Genomic DNA, 21,043 nt, shown 5'->3' with positions numbered 1-21,043 from the left:
AATGCCAGAGCCGCCAAAAGAGTTGGTGCGCTGTTGCTGAGCAAATTACGAGCAAGCTTGCCTAGTTTCATGAATACGTCCTCTTTCAAAACAGCCCAGCCACTAACTGAGCCAAATTTTGTTCGGTGGGCTTAAAACTGTACGACCGTTGAATACACTTAGGTTATCACAAAATGCTTGAGGAAGCATCCTTCGATAGCCTTGGCCTTGACTTCGCCAAACATATCCTCAGGTTGCGCGCCACTCTTCGAGATCATGTCACAGCGCTACGAACGGGGTTCGATTATTCAGCTTTTAATGCCATACGCATCACGCTGCGCCCAATTTCATGTGACCGTGAATCATTGCCGCGCGAATGGCATCATCCATTTGGGCTATGCAGTGCAAAAAGTTGGCGTCTATCATGTTCCAAATAGTTGGTGGTTAGGGTCAGGATTCATAACCAGTAGATGACGATTGCGGCGAGGGCGATGGCTGAGAGGAAGACCTTCGGACATCTGTCGTATCGGGTTGCCACGCGCCTCCAGTCCTTGAGCCGACCGAACATGATCTCGATGCGGTTGCGCCGCTTGTACCGGCGCTTGTCGTATTTGACCGGTGTCTTGCGTTGCTTTCGGCCAGGGATGCAGGCGCGTATCCCTTTGTCTTTCAACGCTTCCCTGAACCAGTCGGCGTCATAGCCACGATCCCCGAGCAACCAGTCGACCTTTGTCAGGCTGCTGAGCAGCCTCCGCGCGCCGATGTAGTCGCTGACCTGGCCGGCGGTGACGAACAGGTTGAGCGGCCGCCCTTGGCTATTAGCTTTCTTGCGAGATTGAAGCAGGCAGTCGAGCACCCATGACGAGCAAAGCCAGTACGGCTGGTGCCGCCTGAAGGTAGAGAATCTTCATGTCTACGGTCATTCCACCGTAAACACCGGCCACGACTACAAAACAAAGGAAGAGCCGTGAAATCTCCTGGCGCGACTTAATCACAGACCAGATCAGCCCAACCGCGATGAAACCGTTGTATAGCCCCTGATTGGCCGCCATGGCGCTGGTTTGAGGAAAGAACTCCGGGGGAAACGCCGGAAAAATTTCCGGACCACGCTCTTCCCATCTGAACATCTCGACCCACAGGAAAACCAAATGAATTAGTGCAACAATAGAAATCAGTAACTTTTGGATAACAGCCATAATCTACCTCCAGTCCGGAAAAGTTATCACGAACCAAGATGCGAAAAATCACCCGTTTGGGTGAATTTCGGGCAGCAGGAAACTGCCGGACTGCCAAGCCAGGCGCAATAATTGCGTTCGGTTGGCTGTCGCGGTTTTTGAGAGCAGCGATTTGATCTGTGTATTCACGGTATGCACGGACTTCCCGACGCGTTGAGAAATCTGTGGATTGGTCAACCCTTCGCAGAGATGAAGCAGCATAGAGCTTTCGGTTTTGGTCAGCTGGTAGAGATCAGTCAGCTTTTGGCTGTCTATGGTTACTGGTATCGCAGTGTCCAGACTGTATATGATACTTGCTCCGTTCCGCTGACTTACCGAGCCGTCAATGTTTTCAACCGGACAAACATCAATGCACAAGTTGTGCGTATGGGATTTTGGCTGAACGGTTATGGCCTCCTTTCGGGGTCGTGCTCCATGGTGCCCATGGTGGTGGAACGACGACAACATGGTTGAGGCAGCCTGCATGGCCCTATCGTTGCGCAGCCGGATGCAACCGCGCCGGTCAAGTTCGAAGACATCATACTCTTCAAGTTGGCGATCAAACTCCAGGTTTTTTACGAGGATACGGCGCTCACGGTCGATGAGGCACATTCCAATGGCAAGTCCGTTCAAACTTTCCAAAAGCAGGGTGTTCAATCCCGCAAGTTCACGAGTCGGCCTGGCAACATGCAGTGCCTTTGCCAAATGCGGCAACAGAATGCGGCTTTTGGTTCGCCCATCTTCGCCCAATGGGCCATGGGTCTCCGAGAACTGGAAAGCAAACCGGTCTATTGAAGGCAGGTCTTTGTTCAAAAGCGCCGCAGATCTATGGGCGATATCAAATTTCGCAAGCGTTTGTACGTTCCCGCGCTCCAGTAGAGCCTGACGTGAGGGAGCCAGAACATCATCTGATATGAGCTCAATTTCATCGCAGGCCTGTGAATGGCGCGCAAAAACGGCCTGATCTGCCATTTCTTCGTCGAGATGGTGTTCCAGGTAATAACCAATTGTCTTGAGGTCATAGTTCGATGAACAGTACGACATTCTGAGTGCCGCATGGTTGGCCAGTTCATCAAGCTCGAGCACAATTGCTCCTCGAGCACCAACACTTGACGCCAACTGTAGGAGAACCTCTGGCCACTTTGCAGGATCAATCGCAGCATCATAGATGCGTGGAATGAGCTGCAGTGCCTCCTCATCATACTGCATGTCATCCCCCGGTGCTGTCTGATCCCTGCCTACACTAAGATATGGAAATGATGAAACGTTTGCCAGTTCTTGCTCACGCACCAAAAGAGTAGAAATATCAGATCAAGGATCGGTTTTATAGGTTGATCCGGCACTCACAACCCCCAGCCATCGCTGATATCTCTGCCGATATCCCGTGTTCTTTCCAGCTCCAGCTCGCGCTGTTCCTTGATCTCGTTTGCGCGGGCATTCACCGGCTCCGCGATATCATCAAACTTACAACCGAGCCGCTCGACGGCCTGTTTCACCTGTGAGACAAGCGCCTGCTGGCGCTGTTTGGCGACATCAAGATCCTCGATCTCGCGGCTGTCCTGCCAGGCGACTGCGACCTGCTCGATAAGCTGGCCGCGTGCAGCTTCCAGCGCTGCCACCCGTTCCGCTTCGCGTGCCTGCGCCCTCTCGGCTTCCAGCGCCCGCTGCCGCTCGGCTTCACGTTCCTCATAGGCCTGTGTGAAGTTGGCTGCGAAGTCCTTGGCCCCTGCCCCGGAAAACAGCGCCCGCGCCGCCTCGGTGGCGGCACTCAGGCGGCTGGCATCAGCCTCCCGTGCTGAGGTATAGGCATCCCGGGCCTGGACCATGCGCTCCAGAAGATCAGCCATGAGACTGCGCTGCTGGCGCACCCCATGCACCTGCGCACCGCGCTCGGTGACGGGCTCATATTCGGTGCCGTCCCGCTCCGCCTCACGGAGGGCCTTGCGCTCCATGGAGCTGGCTGCTGGCCCCAGCTTGATCTCCGGATCGCGGTCCAGCGTCATGGCGACCAGCTCTTCGCCCCGATCCAGCGCCGCCTCGCGCTGATCCTCCAGCGAGCGGTGATCGACACGCGCCTCCAGCCCGTCCCGCTCAAGCGCCGCATTCTGCATCTGCGCCCACAGCCCACGCATATCCGCGATCTCCGCCCCGCCGGTCTTGGCCGCATCCAGAATGCGCGTCTTGTCGGTCAGCCCCTCTGACGCCAGAACCCGCGTGGTGGTCAGGATATGCGCATGGTGATTGCGCTGATCCCCCTCGCGGTGCGGCGCGTGCAGGGCGACATCCGCCGCAATGCCGTAGCGGTCCACCAGAGCCTGGGCGAACCCGCGCGCCAGAGCTGCGCGCCCTTCGGATGACAGTTCCGACGGCAAGGCCAACTCCCATTCCCGCGCCGTAACGGAATTGCGCCGGGTCTCACGGCCCTCGACCGCGTTCCAGAGGCCGGCGCGATCCGCCGCCCAGGCCGGGGCGCCGGCCGGTACCAGGATGAAGGTCTCCTCGATGCCCTGCTTGCGGGTATAGTCATGCACCCGGCCCTCGCGCTCGCAGGACAGCCGTTCCCCCGCGCGGTAGGCCGCTGCTGCCGTGGCGGTACGCCCGACACTGCGCTTCACGGTCTTGACGCTGAGATGGTAGCTCGCCACGCGCCCTACCCTCGCCGCAAACCGGACAGCGCCGCAGATGCCACGCGACCCTCTCCGATCGCCAGCCACCAAAGATGAGATCGAGTGTGATCAGGAGAGGGAGTACGTACGCGGGCACGTACCTTTTGCTCCGCCAACCGCGCCCCACACCGCTGGGCAGGTGGAGCAAAAGGCAGCAGCGGTACAGAGGCCCCCACGGGTCGCGATCCGCTGCTTGCCCTGTCCACGTCCTCCCCCCGCCCGGCCACCACAGCGGTGGCGGTGGCGACGGCAGGGAGAGACCAAGACAGGGCCGTTTGCCGAACAAGCGCCGCGCGGCAAACCCGCTCCGGGACTGGGTCACAGAACCCATCGTTCCGGAGCGCCCGGGCTGACGACGCTGCCAGCAGACCAAGCACCCGCAAGGTGCCCCGGTCGTCCTGGCGGCGCATCAGCCCGAGACGCAATCCAACCGCGCAGGTTGGTCCGAGAGAGTTTGAGAGAGCGGACAGCGCCTCTCTGTCCAATGCGCGACGTCGCATTGGATGGGGACGCCGTCGGCGGGGGTTGTGCCCCGGGGAGACCGCACGCAAAGCTCGAAAGGAACGAAGTGAGTGTAGAGTTTGCATAAGTGCGCCATTCAATCCTACTGGCTTTCATGGTAAGCCCTCCTCAACGTAGCGTGATACCCTCTCCAAAGGAACCCTCTCATGGCCGATCCCAATCTGGAAAAACTTCAGCGACAGTATGAGCAGGCCAAGGCACGGCTGCAATCGGCCCGTGCCCGAAAGGCCGCGAAGGATCGCAAGCTCGATGCCCGGCGCAAGATCATCCTCGGCGGCGCGCTGATCGAGAAGGCCAGCCGGGATCCGGAAGTGACCAGGCTGTTGATGTCTCTGGTGGCCGGTCTTGCCCGGGTGCAGGACCGCAAGGCGTTTGAAGGATGGGTGCCCCCTGCCCCGGCAGCACCGCCCGAAGTCGAGGGAAAGGGCAGCGGTTCACGGGGAGAGGCAGACGGTACCGGTTCCGGTCTCGGCACTGAGGAGGGCGCGCGCTTGGATGGCAGGACCTCGGTCGCAAGTGCTGTGTCTGAAACCGGAGCCCAGGATACTGAGGCCGATGGTGCCGTTGACCCTGATGTGAACGTCCAGATGGAACGACAGCCATGAGCAGAGCCACGGATACCGAACAGGGCCGAAACCGCCTGCCCGATGTCTTCCACAGGGAGATCAGCAAGAATGGCGGCGACAGCGCCAAGGCGTTCATTGCGACCCTGGATGAACTGGACGCCCGCATGAGGGTTTCCGATGAGCAGGCCGCGCAAGACATCCTGACGTTTGAGGCGCTGATCAAATGGTTCAAGAACACCGATAACCAGCTCCAGGACATTCCGCGGCAGATTGACAGCAGCACTGCGCGGGGTGTGGGCCGTCTGAGCGCCGCCACAGAGGTGGCGGCAGGCAAAGGGGCCAGAGAGGGTGCCATGGCCTCACAGACTGCCCTGGAGACGCTGAGACGCACCGTAGAGGCCTACGAGGCCCGCAGACAGCAGATCACCCGCAGAGCCACTCTGGGATTGCCTCTGGTCTTCTCAGCCGCTTTGATCGCCGCCTTCCTCTTCGCCAGCTTTGTGATCCCTGCCCTGCCCCAAAGCTGGCAATGGCCCTGCAGCTTCATCGGAGCCGAGTTCAGACAGAATGTTGATCCGGATAATCCGACCACGTTCTGTGTCGTCGTCAGGGAGTGAAGCGGGTGGGTTGCAGGAGGCACTGTCTGTAACTCGCCACTTCCTGATTTTGTCGGCAATGCAGAGGGGATTCCACAAGCGAAATAGTGCTCCTTAAGTGGTGCCCGACGAAATCCCGGGTGTTATATATGTGTTAGATTCTGTGTTACACGACTCGAATTATGCGATAGTGTATTGATATTAAACGAACTTTTCATATTTCCGGTTCCTAATACCCCGAATCCCGGTTCCTAATACCCCGAATCCCGGTTCCTGATGTCCGCGTCTGACAATAGTTATCCACAAGACACAACGGTTCCTAATACCCCGAATCTTGACAGTCGGTTCCTAATACCCCGAAGATGGGGCCATGGTTCCTAATACCCCGAATCCTCTCGATCACCTTTTGCCGGACCGTCATCCGCAGCATGATTTTTTCATTTGTGATGTGGCTGATGCCGTGCTCAAGGATTTGATGCCTAAGATGGAGCACCCCTTCTACGCGCTTTCCAAGAAGCCTGACACGTCGATCCGACGCTATGAACATGGTGACAAGTGGCTTGAAGTCATCCCGAGTGCCAAGGGCCAGGCAACGATCTACGACAAGGATATTTTGATCTATGTCGTTTCCCAGGTGATCGCAAAGCTTAATCAGGGTGAGCAGGTTTCACGCCGGATTAGGTTCAATCCGCGTGACCTACTGATCTTTGTGAACAGAGGAACGGGTGGAAAGGACTATGACGCCTTCTGCGAAGCATTAGAGCGCCTGATGGGTACGGTTATCAAGACCAACATCACAACGGCCTCTGACGGCGACGACGTACCGCTCGGTGATGAAGAAGATACCGGCATGTTTCACTTAGTCGAGAGTGCGAACGTCCGACGAAAGAACGGCGCGGAAGGCCGTATTCTTTGGGCGGAAATCGAGGTTTCCGAATGGATATTCAACGGAATCCGACGAAAGAAGGTGCTGACACTGCATCGGGATTACTTCCGGCTGCGCAAACCAATCGAGCGCCGTGTTTACGAGATCGCGCGAAAAATTTGCGGTCATCAGGAATGCTGGCCTATCGGCTTAGAAAAACTTCTGGCACGGACAGGCGCGCGCACGGAACTAAAACGCTTTCGTCACACCATCAAGGAACTGGTGCGGTACGACCATCTTCCGGACTATAGCCTCAGCTTTGACGAAGAACGTGATGTAGTCACGTTCCACAACAGAGGAAGCATGACGACAGCTCCCCCACCCTCTTCTTGGGACGGCTACCTCGATCCTGATGCCTACCACGAGGCACGGCTCGTTGCCCCTCGCTGGGATGTGCATCACCTTGAACAGGAATGGCGGTGCTGGCTGGGGAGCAAAGACGACAAGCCAAAGCACCCAAAGGCGAGCTTTGTTGGCTTCTGCAGGAGCTGGTACGCAAGACGCGGAAGTCCATGATATCATGGTATCAGCGCTTCATGGAATCATGGGTCCATGGAATCGTGGAACCATGATAACAAGGCATTGATGAAACATGGTTTCATGATACCATGTAAAAAAACAAAACGAGCAGGTACATCATGAGCTACATCATAGGAATGGTCTCGCAAAAGGGCGGGGCTGGTAAATCGACTCTGGCACGGCTTTTTGCGCGCGAACTGGCAAAAGACGGGTTTTCGGTCAAGATCGCAGACCTCGACACACAACAAACGACATGCACGGAATGGGCGGCAGACCGCGCTGAAGCGCACATTGAGCCTGAAATCCAGGTGCAGCCATTTGGGAACATCAAAACAGCACTGTCCGAAGCAGGGCGGTTTGACGCATACATCCTTGATGGGCGTCCGCATTCCTCGCAGCAAACGTTGGAAATTGCCAAAGCGGCTCATTTGACTGTGATCCCGACCGGGCAGACCAAGGATGATCTACGGCCCGCTGTGAAGCTGGCGCATAGTCTGGCTGATGCTGGCATTAGCACAGGCCAGATTGCCTTTGCCTTGGTCAAGACGACGAATAGCGAAGCAGAACTCAATGCCGCGCGTGCGTATTTGAAGCAAACGGATTACGTCACGCTCGACGGCTTCGTGCCCGTCTCGACCGCATACGGCATTGCGCATGATGCGGGGAAGGTGATCACAGAGACACCGCACCGCTCTCTGAACGAGAAGGCTGAGCGCTTGGCGCAGTCAATCATCAACCGGCTTGGGACAATCACTTCTGAGAAGGAGGTCGCGTAATGGCGAACACATCCATCTTGAAAAAAGGTGCGCCGCCGCCGCGCGAGAAAACAGCAAACGTCATCCAAGCTGACCCACGCAAGTCGGAAGGCAAGAACAAACCGCTTCAAGTGATGATCCCGCCCGAAGTATTCGATGCTTTCAGTGCAAGGGCAGGGGAGACGTTTGGGTTTTCAAAAGGCTCAAAGTCGCAGCTTTTTATGGCAATGTGGGAATCCTACAGTTCCATGAAGCGGTGATACCATGATTTCATGGAACCATGATTTCATCATGTATTCACCAAGGTCACTAACGCCCAGTTTATGTAGCAAAGAAGAAGCTTGCTGCAATGTACCTTATTTGGTACGCTAAATGGCGACAGGGCAAAAGCGACTACCAGCACGATTTTTTGAGTCTGAAGCGGGCAGGGTGCCCGTGCGCGATTGGCTCCTGGGACTGGCTCCTGAAGATCGGAAATCGATTGGTGACGATATCAGAACTGCGGAGTTTGGCTGGCCGATTGGCATGCCGCTCTGCCGATCTCTTAAGGGGCGTAAAGGGCTTTGGGAGATACGATCTAACCTGAGTGACGGTCGTATCGGACGGGTGTTCTTCTGCACTCATGAGGGCAGCATGGTGCTACTGCATGGCTTCATCAAGAAGAGCCAGAAGACACCGGACAAGGAATTGGCCACGGCCGAAAAACGATTGCGAGGACTGAAATGACCAATGATGTAGAAGTAGGTAAAGCCGGTGCACTCTTTGAAGACTTTCTGAAAGAGCAGGGGACCTATCACGAGGCCACGGAACAAGCTGTAAAGCGCGTCCTTGCTTTCCAGTTGGCGGCCGCGATGAAAGAACAGCACATTTCAAAAGTCGAGATGGCCAGGCGTTTGGAGACCAGCCGCTCCCAACTCGATCGTTTGCTTGATCCCAACAATGACGGTGTTACTTTGGCGGTTCTCTCACGCGCGGCTCAGGCAGTGGGGCGTACCATCAAGGTCGAACTTCAGTGATCCAGCCCAATACTCACATAAAAGGATCTTATGCGTCTTTTTCCCTCATATGGTCTAAATCTGGGAAAAGCTGTAAGCCAAGGTGGACAACCGACTGGAAGCGAGCATTTGCAAATGAGTGTAGAAATTGACCTTGGCGACATTGACGAAAATGAAGACGCGCCCGCTCCAGAAGACACTCGCGATCCGGACGAGTTTCTGGCACAGAACGCCTTTCGGATCGTATATCAGACCAATAACTTTCTACTCCCCCAAATCCGTGACATGATCGAAAGACGTGAGGCCATTAATCTCCATCCAGAGTATCAACGTAGGTTGCGTTGGTCGCCCTCTCAAAAATCAAAGCTTATCGAGTCCTTACTTCTGAACATTCCCGTCCCCCCAGTGTTCTTTTATGAAAGCTCTGCTGCTCGGTACGAAGTCATGGACGGGCAACAACGATTGAATACGATCCGTGACTTCTTTGCGGGATCGTTCGCACTCAGCGGCTTGAAGGTTTTAAGCCCTCTCAATGGATTGCGTTACCCTAAAGCCCCTCCCAGAGTGAAGCGAACACTGGACAGGGCAAACTTGTCAGCAATTGTGCTTCTTATGGAAAGTGAATCTGAGCGCCCAAATCAAGGCACGTTGTCACTAACAGACATTCGAAGGCTCGTTTTTGATCGCTTAAACACGGGGGGGATGCGCCTCAACGCTCAAGAACTTCGCAATGCTCAAAATCCCGGACCGTTTAACGAAGCTGTTGTTTCACTTAGCAGGTTTGGCCTTTTCACAGAGGTTTTTGGAATACCTGCCTACACTGAAGAAGACCCTGAAGACTACTACATCAATCCAGATCGACAGAAGAACTCGTTGTACCGCAACATGAAAGACTGCGAGCTTGTGCTAAGATATTTTGCGCTCAAAGATCCCAGCAACATCAGAGGTTCCATGAGGGCGATGCTCGATAGAGCAATGGAGGTCAAGCTAACCGAAGAAGAGGCGGCAGAAGCTAGCGACGAATATAAAGCACGGTTCTCGACTTTGTACGAAGTCTTCGAAGGAAAACCGTTCCTTCTGGTGTCCGAGACCGATCAGAAGCAGCGGGTATCGGCCGCTGTGTACGATGCCGCGATGGTTGCCATGAATTCTTTGTGGGACGAAAGGGCAGAAATTATTGCGGATAAAGCCAATATCGTACAGCGTATGCGTGCCGCTAACAACGATGCAGACAAGTATGAAGTTCTGGTTGGCAGGGGGAACACCGCCGAAACAGTAAGAGACCGCATAAACCTTCTCAAAGAAATTCTTGTCCCGGTTTGAATCTTGCCAACAATTTTCGACGCCATATCAGACGAGTTTTTGACCGACCTGACAGCAATATCGGAGCTGGTTTCGGTAGTGGAAACGTCAGGCACTTCGGCAAGGTCACGAATTGCTTCAGTGAATTCTTCGACGCTTTTGCTAGCCGCGAGATTTGAAGAGTTTATCCGGGAACAGGGAAGACAGTACGCCCGTGAAACTGTGCAACTTCAGGCTGACGCACGCACGCTGCCGCGGAAGCTGAGTGCAACAGCATGGAAGCGGACTCTAGAGGAACTTGCACGGGCTAAAATTGATACTGGCGGGACCGCCGTATCTTTGGAGACTGTATCTCGCGACGCACGTTCACGAGTTGATGCCGTTTGTAGGTTCTTAGAGGGCGACTTGACCCAAGAAATCTATGGGTCACTGGTCCACAATGAAAGCAACATGCGTCCAAGTCAGTTGAATGCGGTTTTTTCAATCTGTGACCTAAAGGATGTGTGCAGCAAAGTGTCAGACAAACCGCCGCTCCTGTCGTACTTTGAAGACGACGATGCAGGGCGTGTGCATGGTATGCTTCTGATCCGGTTGAATGACTTCATGGAAAAGCGAAACAATATCGCTCACTCCTTAAATCCAGGAAATTCGCTCTCGGCATCGTCTCTACACGACGATGTCGCGTTTTTTAAGGCGCTCGGTTTGAGCATTGCTGTGACGTTGCCATTGCACCTGCCGCAAGCTGCCTAGGTAGATGAGATTGGTGCGTATGTCATACTTCTCGCACCATGTAGCCAAGTTCATGAAAACAGATGATCTGGGCGACCTGGTCATCAGTATCACCCACAAGATATCAGCCCGCGCAGAAAGTAAGGTGATCAAGGAATATGTAGCCGACTTCCGAAAGGTGGAAAGCAAGGACTCTCTTTTGGGCAAGATCGTGGTCGCTATTGATGGGCAGCCCGAAGGCGACATTCCGCAGGTTGTTTTTCCGGTTGTTCCGCGTGAGATGATCCGCGAACTGGCACAGGCCTATCTGTCAGATACCCCTTCGTTTACAACGCGAGTGCATCGCACGATCCGACGATCTTATGCCCGGCATTATCGGCGGGCTATGCCGGTAATTTTGGGCGCTTTGACATTCCAAACCAACAGTTCAAGCGCACAGCCTTTGCTGATCGCGCTTGCAGCGTTGACGAAAACGTTGGAACGAAAGCCACAGTTTTATGTCGAGGGCGAGGTCCCGGTTGAAGGTGTCATCCGGTCCAAATGGCGCGACATTGTTCTGGAGGCAGGCCCTGAGGGCGTCGTGCGCATCAATCGGATCAACTACGAGATTTGCGTTCTGCAGACGTTACGCGACAAGCTGAGAACAAAGGAAATCTGGATTGAGGGCGCGAAGTGCTATTGCGATCCGGACCAGGACCTGCCCGCCGATTTTGACGCGCGCAAGGAGCATTATTTTGATCTTCTCGATCAGCCTCTGGATGCTGACCAGTTTGTCCAGTCATTGCGAAATGACCTGCGTGGTGCCCTGCGGGCGTTCGATCAAGGCTTGCCTGCGAACAAGGATGTGAAACTCAAACCCCGGGGTGGGCAGGCGTGTATTTCCCTGCGATCGCTTGGGCCACAGGTTGACCCTGTAGCCCTTGAAGATCTGAAGGCTGAACTTGCCCGCCGCTGGCCCATGACCAGCTTGCTGGATGTGCTGAAGGAAGTTGATTTGCGGACGGAGTTTACGCCGCTGTTCCGCGCGGCCAGTTCTAGGCAAGCCTTGTCGTCGGAGGAAGTTTCCCGGCGTCTCTTGTTGGCCCTGTTCGGGATTGGAACGAATATCGGCATCAAGGCGATTGCGGCAGGCCCCCATAAAGTAAGCTACAAGGAGCTGCTCTACATCCGCCAGCGTTTCATTCACAAAACAGCGCTCAGGGACGCGACGCGGCGGATCGCTGATGCCACCTATCGCATTCGGAACGCAGATATCTGGGGGAATGCCGGCACAAGCTGTGCTTCAGATTCCACACAATTGGCCTCCTGGGACCAGAACCTGATGACGGAATGGCACCAACGCTATGGCGGGCGCGGCGTTATGATCTACTGGCATGTCGACAAACAGGCGACCTGCGTCCACTCACAGCTCAAGCAGGTATCTTCTTCAGAAGTGGCGTCCATGATGACCGGTGTACTGCACCATGATACCGACTTGGATATCGACCGTCAGTTCGTTGACACCCATGGACAAAGTGTCGTTGGCTTTGCCTTTTGTCATCTTCTTGGCTTCGACTTGATGCCGCGCCTGAAGGGCATCGCCAACCAAAAGCTCGCCCGCGCGGATAAGCAGGCCGACCACCGTTTCGCCAATATCGATCCAATCTGTATGGCAAAGCCCATAGATTGGGATCTTATTGCACGCCACTATGATGAAATGATCCGGCTCGCGAGCGCACTTAAACTGCGCACCGCAGACGCAGAAGCTATCTTGCGCCGCTTCATACGAGGCCAAACGCACCCGGTCTTCTCGGCCCTTCTAGAATTGGGCAAAGCTGTCAAAACTATCTTCCTGTGCCGGTATCTCGGCAATGAAGAACTGCGCCGCGAAATCAATTCCGGACTCAATGTCATAGAGCGCTGGAATGGGGTGAACAACTTCATCTTCTACGGAAATGGCAACGAACTGGTGTCCAATCGTCGTGACGATCACGAAATATCCGTCCTCTCCCTACATCTTCTGCAAGCGGCGATGGTCTACGTGAATACCCTCATGATCCAGGAGGTTCTTGGCGAGCGAGCCTGGCGCGAAAAGATGACCGCCCGTGATATGGCTGCGCTGAACCCGCTGCCGCACAGCCACTTCAATCCATATGGCGTCTTCGATCTTGATATGGACACCCGTCTACCCCTCGAAGAGATGAGGATGGCGGCATGATGTGTTCCGAAACTTATAATATCCGGAACGATATTTTCTGGGCGCATAATCAACGCTTTGCGGAATCCGTAATCCTGTTCCGTATTTACAGTCGAAAAACAGGTGCAGATCCATGTTGATCGGCTATGCACGCGTTTCCACGACAGGACAGAACCTGGAAAGCCAGATTGAACACCTTCAGGCCGAGGGGTGCGACAGGATCTTCCAGGAGAAAATCACGGGATTTGATCGACGCAGGCTTCAGCTTGAAAGGATGCTCAACTCCCTACAGCCTGGCGACACCTTGCTCGTGACCAGCCTCGACCGCCTTGCGCGATCAACCAATGACCTCTTCGCCATCACCCAGAAAATAGAAACGGCTGACGCTTCGTTCCGCTCTCTACGTGAACCTTGGGCCGACACCACAAGCTCGATGGGGAAGTTCCTACTTACTGTTTTTGCTGGACTTTCTGAACTTGAACGCAACATTATAAATGAGCGTACAGACGAAGGACGCGTCTCCGCCAGAAAGCGCGGCGTGAAGTTCGGGAGAAAACTCAAGCTGACACCGCACCAACAAGATCAGGTCAGGGCCATGCTCAAAGAGGGAAAATCCATTCGTGCCATCGCGCGCGACTTCAACGTCGGTGTCGCAACAATCGACCGCATCAAGCGGACAACGCTGCTCTCATAAAATGTGGCCGTTTTTGACCCCCTTCGTGCGTACAGGGCCTCTATGACAGCGCCGGGAACCGCCTGTATCTGAACGCCGAAGAACGCGCAGCTTTCCTAGCTGTAGCACGCAAACAGCCTGCGAGGGATCGTACGCTTTGCGAGACGCTGCATTTCACCGGGTGCAGGCCGTCGGAGCTGGTCGAGATCACTCCGGCGCGTGTCGATCTGTCAGGCGGAACGATTGCCATCAGGTCGCTGAAAAAGCGCAAGGATACGAACGCGGTGCAGAAGGTGGTTTATCGCGCGGTGCCCGTGCCGCCGGATTATCTCGACACACTCAACACCGCTCATGGCATTCGCGAGGCGCAAAAGTTGCGCAAGCTGGCAGCGGCTCCAATTTGGCCGCTCAGCCGCGTGCGGGTGTGGCAGATCGTGAAACGGATCATGATCGAAGCGGGGATCGCAGATGCGCCGCATCGCAGCCCGAAGGGATTACGTCACGGCTTTGGGATCAACGCGACGGTGAACGGTATTCCACTGCACATGCTGCAGAAGTGGATGGGCCACGCCCAGCTCAGCACGACCGCGATCTATGCTGACGCTGTGGGCAAGGAGGAGCAGGATATTGCTTCAAGGATGTGGGGGTAGGGGACATGCACCGGACAAAAATCGAACCGCAGGACAACCAATTCCGCTACTATCGCACGAACTTTGTGCCCGGCCTCTTTGGTGGCTGGGGCTTGATCCGGGAGCGGCGGTCGTATGCAAAAATCGCCATTTCTGCGGACAATCGAGCAATCGACTAACCCCGTAACTCAGAGCGATCGCTTGCTTCGAAAAGAAAGATACGAACCAGCATTAGTTTGACACTGGCATTGATGCGTCGCATGCTGAAGTTGTTCCAAACAACCTAATGGTGCGCTATGATCGAAGAGTGTCAGACGCTTAGAAGGCGTGGCATCCTAATGCAAACACGCAAAGATGTTTCGCGAGTAGAGTGCTCGATATGATGTTCTGTCGGTTATTTTTTTTTATTGGCGCCGCAGCCTGGATAACAGCATCTTCGACCCGTGCAGATGAAATCGATTGCTGGGACCAAAATAACGAGGTTGCAAGCGGGGTTTATCGGTTTTCTCATAAATCATGGGCGGAGCGCAATGGAGCCAAATTTAGTTTGGTACATTGCGTAGAGAATAGAGGAGCCAATCCGATATTCATTGACTGGCAAGATGCAGGAATTCGTGGCTACGTTTTGCCCAACTCGAACAGCTACACGAAAACGTCTTTTCCCGCTCACAAATTTACTAACGAGACCTCAATTTTGTGGTGGGGTCCTAGGCCGGACAGTGCTAGTACGAATATTTTTGACTACAATGAAAACATTGTCGTTGCTGGCTCTGATGAAAAATCAGTTTCGACGAGCTCGCGGCGAACAATACCACTAAATGTGAATTTTAGCTATGTTGGGGACAGCCTCGATTTTGAAAATCTTACCGAAAAGCAGTTTGGTGTTTTGAGGGAGATTGATCTAAATTTTCTTTCGGAATTCGATCCTTCCACTAGAGTTTTGGTGTTAAAGTGCTTCTACCAAGTAGATGAAAAAGAAGGTGATCGAGGCGGGTACGGCAGCCTATCATATAGAATAAAGTTTTCAGATAACGATCTCAATGTTCTGATGTTTGGTACCTCTGATGGAATTAGGATCAGCGGTGGCAGAGTGCTGCAGCAGGATGGATTCCCATTGGATTTTGAAACTTTGGAGGGTAGAAGTTTGCAAGTAGAAGGAACATCACTTGAGTTTGTTGCAAGGCGTCGCATTGACGGAATGACTTTTTCTGAAAGATCGGCCCGGCTAGAGTTTCATGGTGGTGGGAAGGTTATCGGCTACATACCAATCCATTATTGGTGGTAGGACACAAAAATGAAACTTCCAGACCCAAAGCGTTGGTTTCTGGCGTCGCTCTCATCTTTGCTGTCGCCATGGCACGATGCAATTTCGAAAATACGTTTGATTAGTGACTACTATCAACCTGAATTAAAGCTAGCAGCCTCTATTGGTGGTGTCATGTGTGCTACGGTTGTATTGGCGGCGTGGGAACGCCATTCCAAGGCAAAAAATCGAGTTAGACTTATTTGGTTCTCTGGGTTGTTTCTGGTTGCGCTACTGGGTTGCTACTTACTCACGATTTCTGTTGGAGTTTTCTGGCATCCCAACTATTTTTTGGAAGTCACATTAAGGTTTATTTGGCCGACACTATTTTTTCTTTTGTATATTTTCGCTTCGGCCTGTATTTCTCTTTGCTTGCTGATATTCTGGAAATGAATCTGGCTGATAGTTGCATGTGAGACGTGATTTGCCCGCCACACTCATCTTCCGATTTTGATTTTAGGTGCACAAATATAACATAATGAACCTTACCGGATAACAACATCTGGTGTCCTATATTGTCCCCTATACTGGTGATAAAGGCAGCGCTATAGTCTGCAAGCGAAGCAACACGGAGCGGTCAGATGGCTAAGATCAATTACGAAAAACTCACCTTGGACGAGCTCAAACAACTCGAAAAAGACGTCGCGAAGGCGATCCAATCGTTTGAGGCCCGCCGCAAGAAAGAAGCTCGTGCGGCGGCCGAAGCTGTGGCACGGAAGATGGGCTTTAGCCTGGACGAGTTGACAGGTACCAAAGGCAGAAAGTCTGTTTCAATGCCAAAATATCAGCATCCCGAAAATCCTTCGCTCACATGGACTGGTCGGGGACGGAAGCCGAAGTGGTTCGTTGAGGCTCTGGATTCGGGCAAGACAGCCGACGAGCTGCTGATCGCTAGAACGGCAAAAACGTGACAGAACCTCGCGCGTTCTGCCTATGGTATTTGACATGGCTAAGCCCTTGATCCTGTGTGGCTTGACCTAGCTGGCCTGAATCGACCGTTTTTGACGCGGAGAGGCCCAGGATTTAGTACGACAACCATCTTGACCGATGCCCTGAGACAGCTAGCGATTTGTAGAAAATGCTATACTGTGAGCCAGAGCGACATTAGTCTCGAAACGACCGTTACCTAGAAGGTGCGAAACTTAGTGCTAAAGGATTGATCGATCATGCCCGACTACAGCGAGATCGAAGACAAGGTTAGTCGTGAGGAGGCTTTCAAAAACAGAATATTAATCATCATCTTTCTGTGTTTGTTTTTTGTCGGTTTCTTTCTTCTTGGGGTTGGGGCTTACATTACTATCACTGAAATACAAATCGGTATGGAAGGCGGCGTAGAGAAGTACATTTTTGTAGCTTCTGGAGTGACGGTAATTCTATTTGGAGCACAACTTGTAGTTCTACAAATAACAAGGAAGCGCTACAAGGACGACTATGAGAGTAGTCAATAGAGAGGCATTATGGCATACGTCTACGTTTTGCTTCTCGGGGGGCTTTTAGGCGCAAGTGAGGTTATTGGTAGGTATAGTGGTTCGCCAATTCGGGCCGTACTGCTAAATTGGGCTACGGCTATCTACTGTTTAGTAAATGCTTCAATCTCGGCATTTTCGTACCTCCTAATAAATCAAATGGACCTAATCAGCTTTCCAGATACAGCGCAAGAGGCAGAATTCATTTCCAAAATTCTCGTTGCTGGACTCGGAGCGGCGGCTGTCTTGAGGTTAGGTATTTCATTTCAAGTTGCAGGGCAGACACTCAACGTCAGCCTAATGTCAATATTCGATCCGATCCTGAAATCTGCTGACTCTGCAATAAGGGAAAAGGCCAACTCACAAAACTTAAAGGACTCTCAAAGAATAATGGAAGGCCTTGGCGTGAGCGAGGCGTTCGACAATCTTCCTGAGCCATGCTTTCGCCTGGGTCGAATTTCTCAGGAACAGGCCAAAATACTAAGAGAAGAGATTGATGAATTAAAAGACAGCGACCAATTGGACTCGGTCAAAGCGCATAGCTTAGGCCGGATATTGCTTCAAGTCGTAGGAGCTAGCGTCCTAGGCGAACTCGTTAAATCTGTAAAGGCGGAGAGGACTGACCACTAAGTTTCTGTCCACGCGTTCTACTGCTCAAGTTAAGCCAGGTGCCCAGAACTAGCCGCTTAGGGCGCATGCTCCAAAATCGGGACAAGTGGACGACAGTGCCATTCACATCTGAATCTTATAGGCCATAAATACTGACCTAAAAATTCAAGTTTGTACCCTCGTCTGCCACCCCTAGACGGGACGTAGGGCTGAGCGGAACGGTGAGGTATCATAAGGATTTTGGTCGATAGCATCGTTCATTGATAGCGCCCTAGAATGCAGCCTCAGGGCGGTCAGTTGGTCGATGAGGGCGTTCATGCGGCAGCCTCCTCAGCCGAGCACAGCGTCTCATAGCGCTTGCAATCGGCCTCGGGCCGCAAGGTCAGCTGCGGATAGGTAGCTACGGGAAAGCATGAATTCGACCAGCTCTGCACAGAACTGGACATTGAACACCGCCTGACGCCGCCCAGATCACCCCAAACCAACGGCATGGTCGAGAGGTTCAATGGGCGCATCGAGGACGTGCTTCGAAGCCACCACTTCCGATCTGGCGAAGAACTGGATGCTACGCTGCATCGCTACGTCTGGCTCTACGATCAGCAGCTTCCGCAGTCAGCCTTGGGCAGCAAGACGCCCTTGCAAGCCATGAAAGACTGGCACAAACTCAAACCGGAATTGTTCAGGAAACAGCCATACTACCGTCCGGGATGTGACACCTAACGCTACCGTAGCTCGTCCCTCGATTGTGTGCTATACTAGTAATCGTTTACGTCACGGGAAAAATACGTCACGGGAAAAAATGCGGGAACAATTTCGATGCGATATTTAATCATGGCGCTAGCCGCAATCGTTCTTTTCATAGTTCCGGCCACCGCTCAGTCAAATGACAACAAACATCCAATGATTTGCGCTGGATATATTGAGTATCAAGGAACTGAGGCCCCATCAAACACCAGGTCGGAATATCAATTGGCTCAAACTTACCGTTGCGAATGTGGAACCTATAGTTGTCAAGGTTGGAACCGCACACTTCAAAGATACTGCCCGCCCGGTACTTTTGCTTGTGACCGTTGCAACTATGTCGGCTGCTTCACACACCCAAACTGTTCGTAATCACTCTTATCCCAAACAACGAAAAGGAGTGATATAATGGGACCCTTAAGACTTGCAGTTTCAGTTTTGTCTATACTCGCCGCCGCTCCGACTTTTGCAGATGGCTACCTGCTCCAGGGGGAGCAATATTGCCAACAGGACGGTTCCCTGAAATATTCTGTTTATCGCTTATCTGACAAATTTGGCCGCCCGAATATCATTCTAGCTCAAGATAGCTGCAACTCATGCCTTCAAGGATGCCGGAATCAATGTGACGCTATGAACCCAAATAGCACAGCTGATACGCAGGAATGTATTCGTAATTGCTATCCTGGTTGTGACAGTGTTTGTAATTGAAGAAACCACAAGTGAAGGACTACCGGCTGACGCCGGTAGCATCATTTGGCGGAATGTAATTCCAAGTACTGCTCGATGATGTCGTCTGTCACGTTCCCGGACGTCGTTGAGAAGTAACCACGCGCCCAAAACCGCCTGCCCCAGTACCGTTTGCGCAATTCGGGAAACTCCATCTGGATGCGGCGGGACGAACGACCTTTGATCCGTTGCATGACAACTGACAGCGAAAGCTTTGGCGGTATCGACAGGAACATATGGACATGGTCACGCCCCAGCACACCCTTCACGATGTAGACGCCAATTTCGTTGCAGGTCTGGATGATGATCTCGCGAATACGCTCCCGCATCGGACCTTGCAGCACCTTGTAGCGATACTTTGTGACCCACACGACGTGGAACCTGTGGTAAAATCGCGTGTGCGCGGATGATGAGTAGCGCATGATCTCTCCTCCTGAATTTTGAAACCATACCGCCTTCGCGGGTTTCAAAATTCAGGAGGAGAGATCATCAACAGAGACGCTGAAGCGGACCGGCTGGAAGCCGGTGGTTTATCTCCAATAAGTGGAAAATTAAATCTCCAACTCTGTATAATCTGCCTAGTCTAGCGTGAAAACTCTACAAAGTTCTCATCAAAATCAAAAGATTCCGAATAAAACACCTTTCTACGCACGGTGTCTTCAAAATCGTGATAGAAAACGCTAAGAATGACCTCAGGCGCGCGCGCTAGTAGGAACTCCCAGTCTTCTGGTAAGAGCGCATCGAAAGCTATATCTCTTGGCTCATTCGGCTTGAGTAGAATAAATTCGCTTACCCCAGAAATATTCACGTTGCTCGATATCGTTCGAAACTCTAGACCTGCCTCGTTGTTGAATGATATCTCTCCGTAAGTCCTGATTGGTACTGGTCGTTCGGACAGCGAAACAGCTGACGCCCATACTGTTAGAGTTTGCTCACCGGAGACCATCGGCTCGCTGAAAGCGTTTTGGGGGGATATCCGCAAGTCGCTTTCTTCATAAGTTGAAAAGGCTGCTTTCTTTTTGATTTCAACGTAGCTGGTTCCCTCTGAAATTTTTACATCAAGGCCATCTTCAACTGCGATTCCATATTCTCTACTATCGAATATAAATGCAGCGTCTCGGCCCAGCCATGACGGCGGTAAATTTTCAAATACTACAATACCCCTGCCGTTTACGGCTTTTGAAACCGTCGTCGCGTCCAAGATCAGCGTAAGCTCAGCCTCGATTTCAGGAATATTGTTCCTATTCTCAGTGTAGAGCACGATCTGCAGTTTCGTGGATTCGCTATCGCGAACGAAAACTTCGTAGATCCCGCCACCGGCCACAACAACCACAAGCCCTACTATTGCTCCTCCAAGGCGGATATTAATTCCATATGGTTCTCCGGCTAGCTCGCCTGTGCTTGTAAGTATTCCAAAGCAGGATAAAGCCACGAACACACCTGATATAATGTAAAGTACAAAAACTACAGGGCCCTGAAACCCGAATTGGAGAATACCAGAAGCAATTAACACTGTAAGCCCTGTGACTATAATCAAAATTAGGCCCGAAAGCGCCAAGATGAGTTTGCTGTGGTTCATGGTCTAATGCTTTCCTCAAAGAAAGGGCACCGGCCCCGTTCTGAAACGACGTCGTACCAATCCGGAAGCTAGCATATGCTTCATATCAGTCCTACCCTGTTGATCCGTTACACGCTTACGTGGAAAGTACCGCAAACTGTGGGGCAGTTAGCCCGAATTATTCATGGGGCGGTGTAAAATGGTTGGCAGGCGTATATCAAGCTGTTGAAACAGCGTATGATTTTGGTGTTTGAACAAGATCACTCACCTCCAGTCCTTGCAGCGTACGCGTTAAAGGAGAAGGGGCTTGCCCACAATGTACGGCGTTAGAGCGCTTATCCGAGTACTTCATCACCAGGCAGTACTGTCGTCATGAATGTGTAGTTGGGCCGAG

22 protein-coding genes and 2 pseudogenes are annotated in these 21,043 nt (G+C 52.8%); 18 read left to right on the top strand and 6 right to left on the bottom strand.

Annotation, left to right across the window (positions count from 1 at the left end; all coding sequences use genetic code 11):
* Positions 1-436: 436 nt before the first annotated feature.
* The 4 genes and pseudogenes from QO231_RS24435 to mobQ form a co-directional block, all read right to left on the bottom strand.
* Positions 437-799 (bottom strand): annotated as a pseudogene (locus QO231_RS24435) (IS5 family transposase); the annotation flags it as partial.
* Entirely contained in the window at positions 798-1,175 is a 378-nt protein-coding gene (locus tag QO231_RS24430; protein WP_316782441.1) for a DUF1304 domain-containing protein, read from the bottom strand. The pseudogene QO231_RS24435 and the gene QO231_RS24430, both read right to left, overlap by 2 nt.
* A gap of 48 nt (positions 1,176-1,223) precedes the next feature.
* Complete coding sequence (locus tag QO231_RS24425; protein ID WP_316782440.1) at positions 1,224-2,402, bottom strand: helix-turn-helix transcriptional regulator; 1,179 nt, start codon at positions 2,400-2,402, stop codon at positions 1,224-1,226.
* A 134-nt stretch (positions 2,403-2,536) separates the two neighbouring features.
* Positions 2,537-3,838 carry a MobQ family relaxase gene (gene mobQ / locus QO231_RS24420; RefSeq protein WP_316782439.1) on the bottom strand — a complete coding sequence of 434 codons (1,302 nt, stop codon included), beginning with the start codon at positions 3,836-3,838 and terminating at the stop codon, positions 2,537-2,539.
* 689 nt (positions 3,839-4,527) lie between these two features.
* Here mobQ and QO231_RS24415 point away from each other — a divergent pair.
* The 18 genes and pseudogenes from QO231_RS24415 to QO231_RS24330 all read left to right on the top strand — a co-directional run.
* Positions 4,528-4,986, top strand: a complete 459-nt coding sequence (locus tag QO231_RS24415; RefSeq protein ID WP_316782438.1) for a hypothetical protein — start codon at positions 4,528-4,530, stop codon at positions 4,984-4,986.
* Complete coding sequence (locus QO231_RS24410; RefSeq protein WP_316782437.1) at positions 4,983-5,564, top strand: hypothetical protein; 582 nt, start codon at positions 4,983-4,985, stop codon at positions 5,562-5,564. Before QO231_RS24415 ends, QO231_RS24410 begins: the two co-directional genes overlap by 4 nt.
* A gap of 349 nt (positions 5,565-5,913) precedes the next feature.
* A complete protein-coding gene (locus QO231_RS24405; protein ID WP_316782435.1) occupies positions 5,914-6,984 on the top strand; it encodes a replication initiator protein A in 1,071 nt (356 codons plus the stop codon).
* 140 nt (positions 6,985-7,124) lie between these two features.
* The gene (locus QO231_RS24400; protein ID WP_316782433.1) at positions 7,125-7,763 is read left to right on the top strand and encodes a ParA family protein; all 639 of its coding nucleotides are present in this window, start codon (positions 7,125-7,127) and stop codon (positions 7,761-7,763) included.
* A complete protein-coding gene (locus QO231_RS24395; RefSeq protein WP_316782431.1) occupies positions 7,763-8,002 on the top strand; it encodes a hypothetical protein in 240 nt (79 codons plus the stop codon). The genes QO231_RS24400 and QO231_RS24395 overlap by 1 nt, the downstream gene beginning before the upstream one ends.
* Positions 8,003-8,177: 175 nt before the next feature.
* On the top strand, positions 8,178-8,468 hold the full coding sequence (locus QO231_RS24390) for a type II toxin-antitoxin system RelE/ParE family toxin (RefSeq protein WP_316782430.1): 291 nt from the start codon (positions 8,178-8,180) through the stop codon (positions 8,466-8,468).
* On the top strand, positions 8,465-8,758 hold the full coding sequence (locus tag QO231_RS24385; protein WP_316782428.1) for a helix-turn-helix domain-containing protein: 294 nt from the start codon (positions 8,465-8,467) through the stop codon (positions 8,756-8,758). Before QO231_RS24390 ends, QO231_RS24385 begins: the two co-directional genes overlap by 4 nt.
* A 114-nt stretch (positions 8,759-8,872) precedes the next feature.
* Positions 8,873-10,060: a DUF262 domain-containing protein gene (locus QO231_RS24380; protein WP_316782427.1), complete on the top strand. Its 1,188-nt coding sequence runs from the start codon at positions 8,873-8,875 to the stop codon at positions 10,058-10,060.
* 39 nt (positions 10,061-10,099) lie between these two features.
* Positions 10,100-10,789: a HEPN domain-containing protein gene (locus QO231_RS24375; protein ID WP_316782426.1), complete on the top strand. Its 690-nt coding sequence runs from the start codon at positions 10,100-10,102 to the stop codon at positions 10,787-10,789.
* Positions 10,790-10,841: 52 nt separating this feature from the next.
* Entirely contained in the window at positions 10,842-12,965 is a 2,124-nt protein-coding gene (locus tag QO231_RS24370; protein ID WP_316782425.1) for a Tn3 family transposase, read from the top strand.
* A gap of 112 nt (positions 12,966-13,077) precedes the next feature.
* Positions 13,078-13,638: a recombinase family protein gene (locus QO231_RS24365; protein ID WP_316782424.1), complete on the top strand. Its 561-nt coding sequence runs from the start codon at positions 13,078-13,080 to the stop codon at positions 13,636-13,638.
* 62 nt (positions 13,639-13,700) lie between these two features.
* Entirely contained in the window at positions 13,701-14,267 is a 567-nt protein-coding gene (locus QO231_RS24360; RefSeq protein WP_316782442.1) for a tyrosine-type recombinase/integrase, read from the top strand.
* A gap of 349 nt (positions 14,268-14,616) precedes the next feature.
* On the top strand, positions 14,617-15,531 hold the full coding sequence (locus QO231_RS24355) for a hypothetical protein (protein WP_316782422.1): 915 nt from the start codon (positions 14,617-14,619) through the stop codon (positions 15,529-15,531).
* A gap of 9 nt (positions 15,532-15,540) precedes the next feature.
* The gene (locus QO231_RS24350; RefSeq protein ID WP_316782419.1) at positions 15,541-15,942 is read left to right on the top strand and encodes a hypothetical protein; all 402 of its coding nucleotides are present in this window, start codon (positions 15,541-15,543) and stop codon (positions 15,940-15,942) included.
* A 188-nt stretch (positions 15,943-16,130) separates the two neighbouring features.
* Positions 16,131-16,460, top strand: a complete 330-nt coding sequence (locus QO231_RS24345; protein ID WP_316782417.1) for an H-NS histone family protein — start codon at positions 16,131-16,133, stop codon at positions 16,458-16,460.
* A 255-nt stretch (positions 16,461-16,715) separates the two neighbouring features.
* Complete coding sequence (locus tag QO231_RS24340; RefSeq protein WP_316782415.1) at positions 16,716-16,997, top strand: hypothetical protein; 282 nt, start codon at positions 16,716-16,718, stop codon at positions 16,995-16,997.
* 9 nt (positions 16,998-17,006) lie between these two features.
* The gene (locus tag QO231_RS24335) at positions 17,007-17,645 is read left to right on the top strand and encodes a hypothetical protein (RefSeq protein WP_316782413.1); all 639 of its coding nucleotides are present in this window, start codon (positions 17,007-17,009) and stop codon (positions 17,643-17,645) included.
* 381 nt (positions 17,646-18,026) lie between these two features.
* Positions 18,027-18,344, top strand: a pseudogene (locus QO231_RS24330) (integrase core domain-containing protein); the annotation flags it as partial.
* 770 nt (positions 18,345-19,114) lie between these two features.
* Here the strand turns inward: QO231_RS24330 and tnpA are convergent.
* Positions 19,115-19,513 (bottom strand): IS200/IS605 family transposase, encoded by a 399-nt coding sequence (gene tnpA / locus QO231_RS24325; protein ID WP_316782412.1) that lies wholly within the window; start codon positions 19,511-19,513, stop codon positions 19,115-19,117.
* Positions 19,514-19,674: 161 nt separating this feature from the next.
* Positions 19,675-20,670, bottom strand: coding sequence for a hypothetical protein (locus tag QO231_RS24320; protein ID WP_316782411.1), 996 nt, complete (start codon positions 20,668-20,670; stop codon positions 19,675-19,677).
* Positions 20,671-21,043 lie beyond the last annotated feature (373 nt).

Source organism: Sedimentitalea todarodis (assembly GCF_032595355.1).
Classification (GTDB): domain Bacteria; phylum Pseudomonadota; class Alphaproteobacteria; order Rhodobacterales; family Rhodobacteraceae; genus Sedimentitalea; species Sedimentitalea todarodis.
The sequence above is the reverse complement of the archived record's forward strand: the minus strand, read 5'-3'. Positions and strand labels throughout refer to the sequence as shown.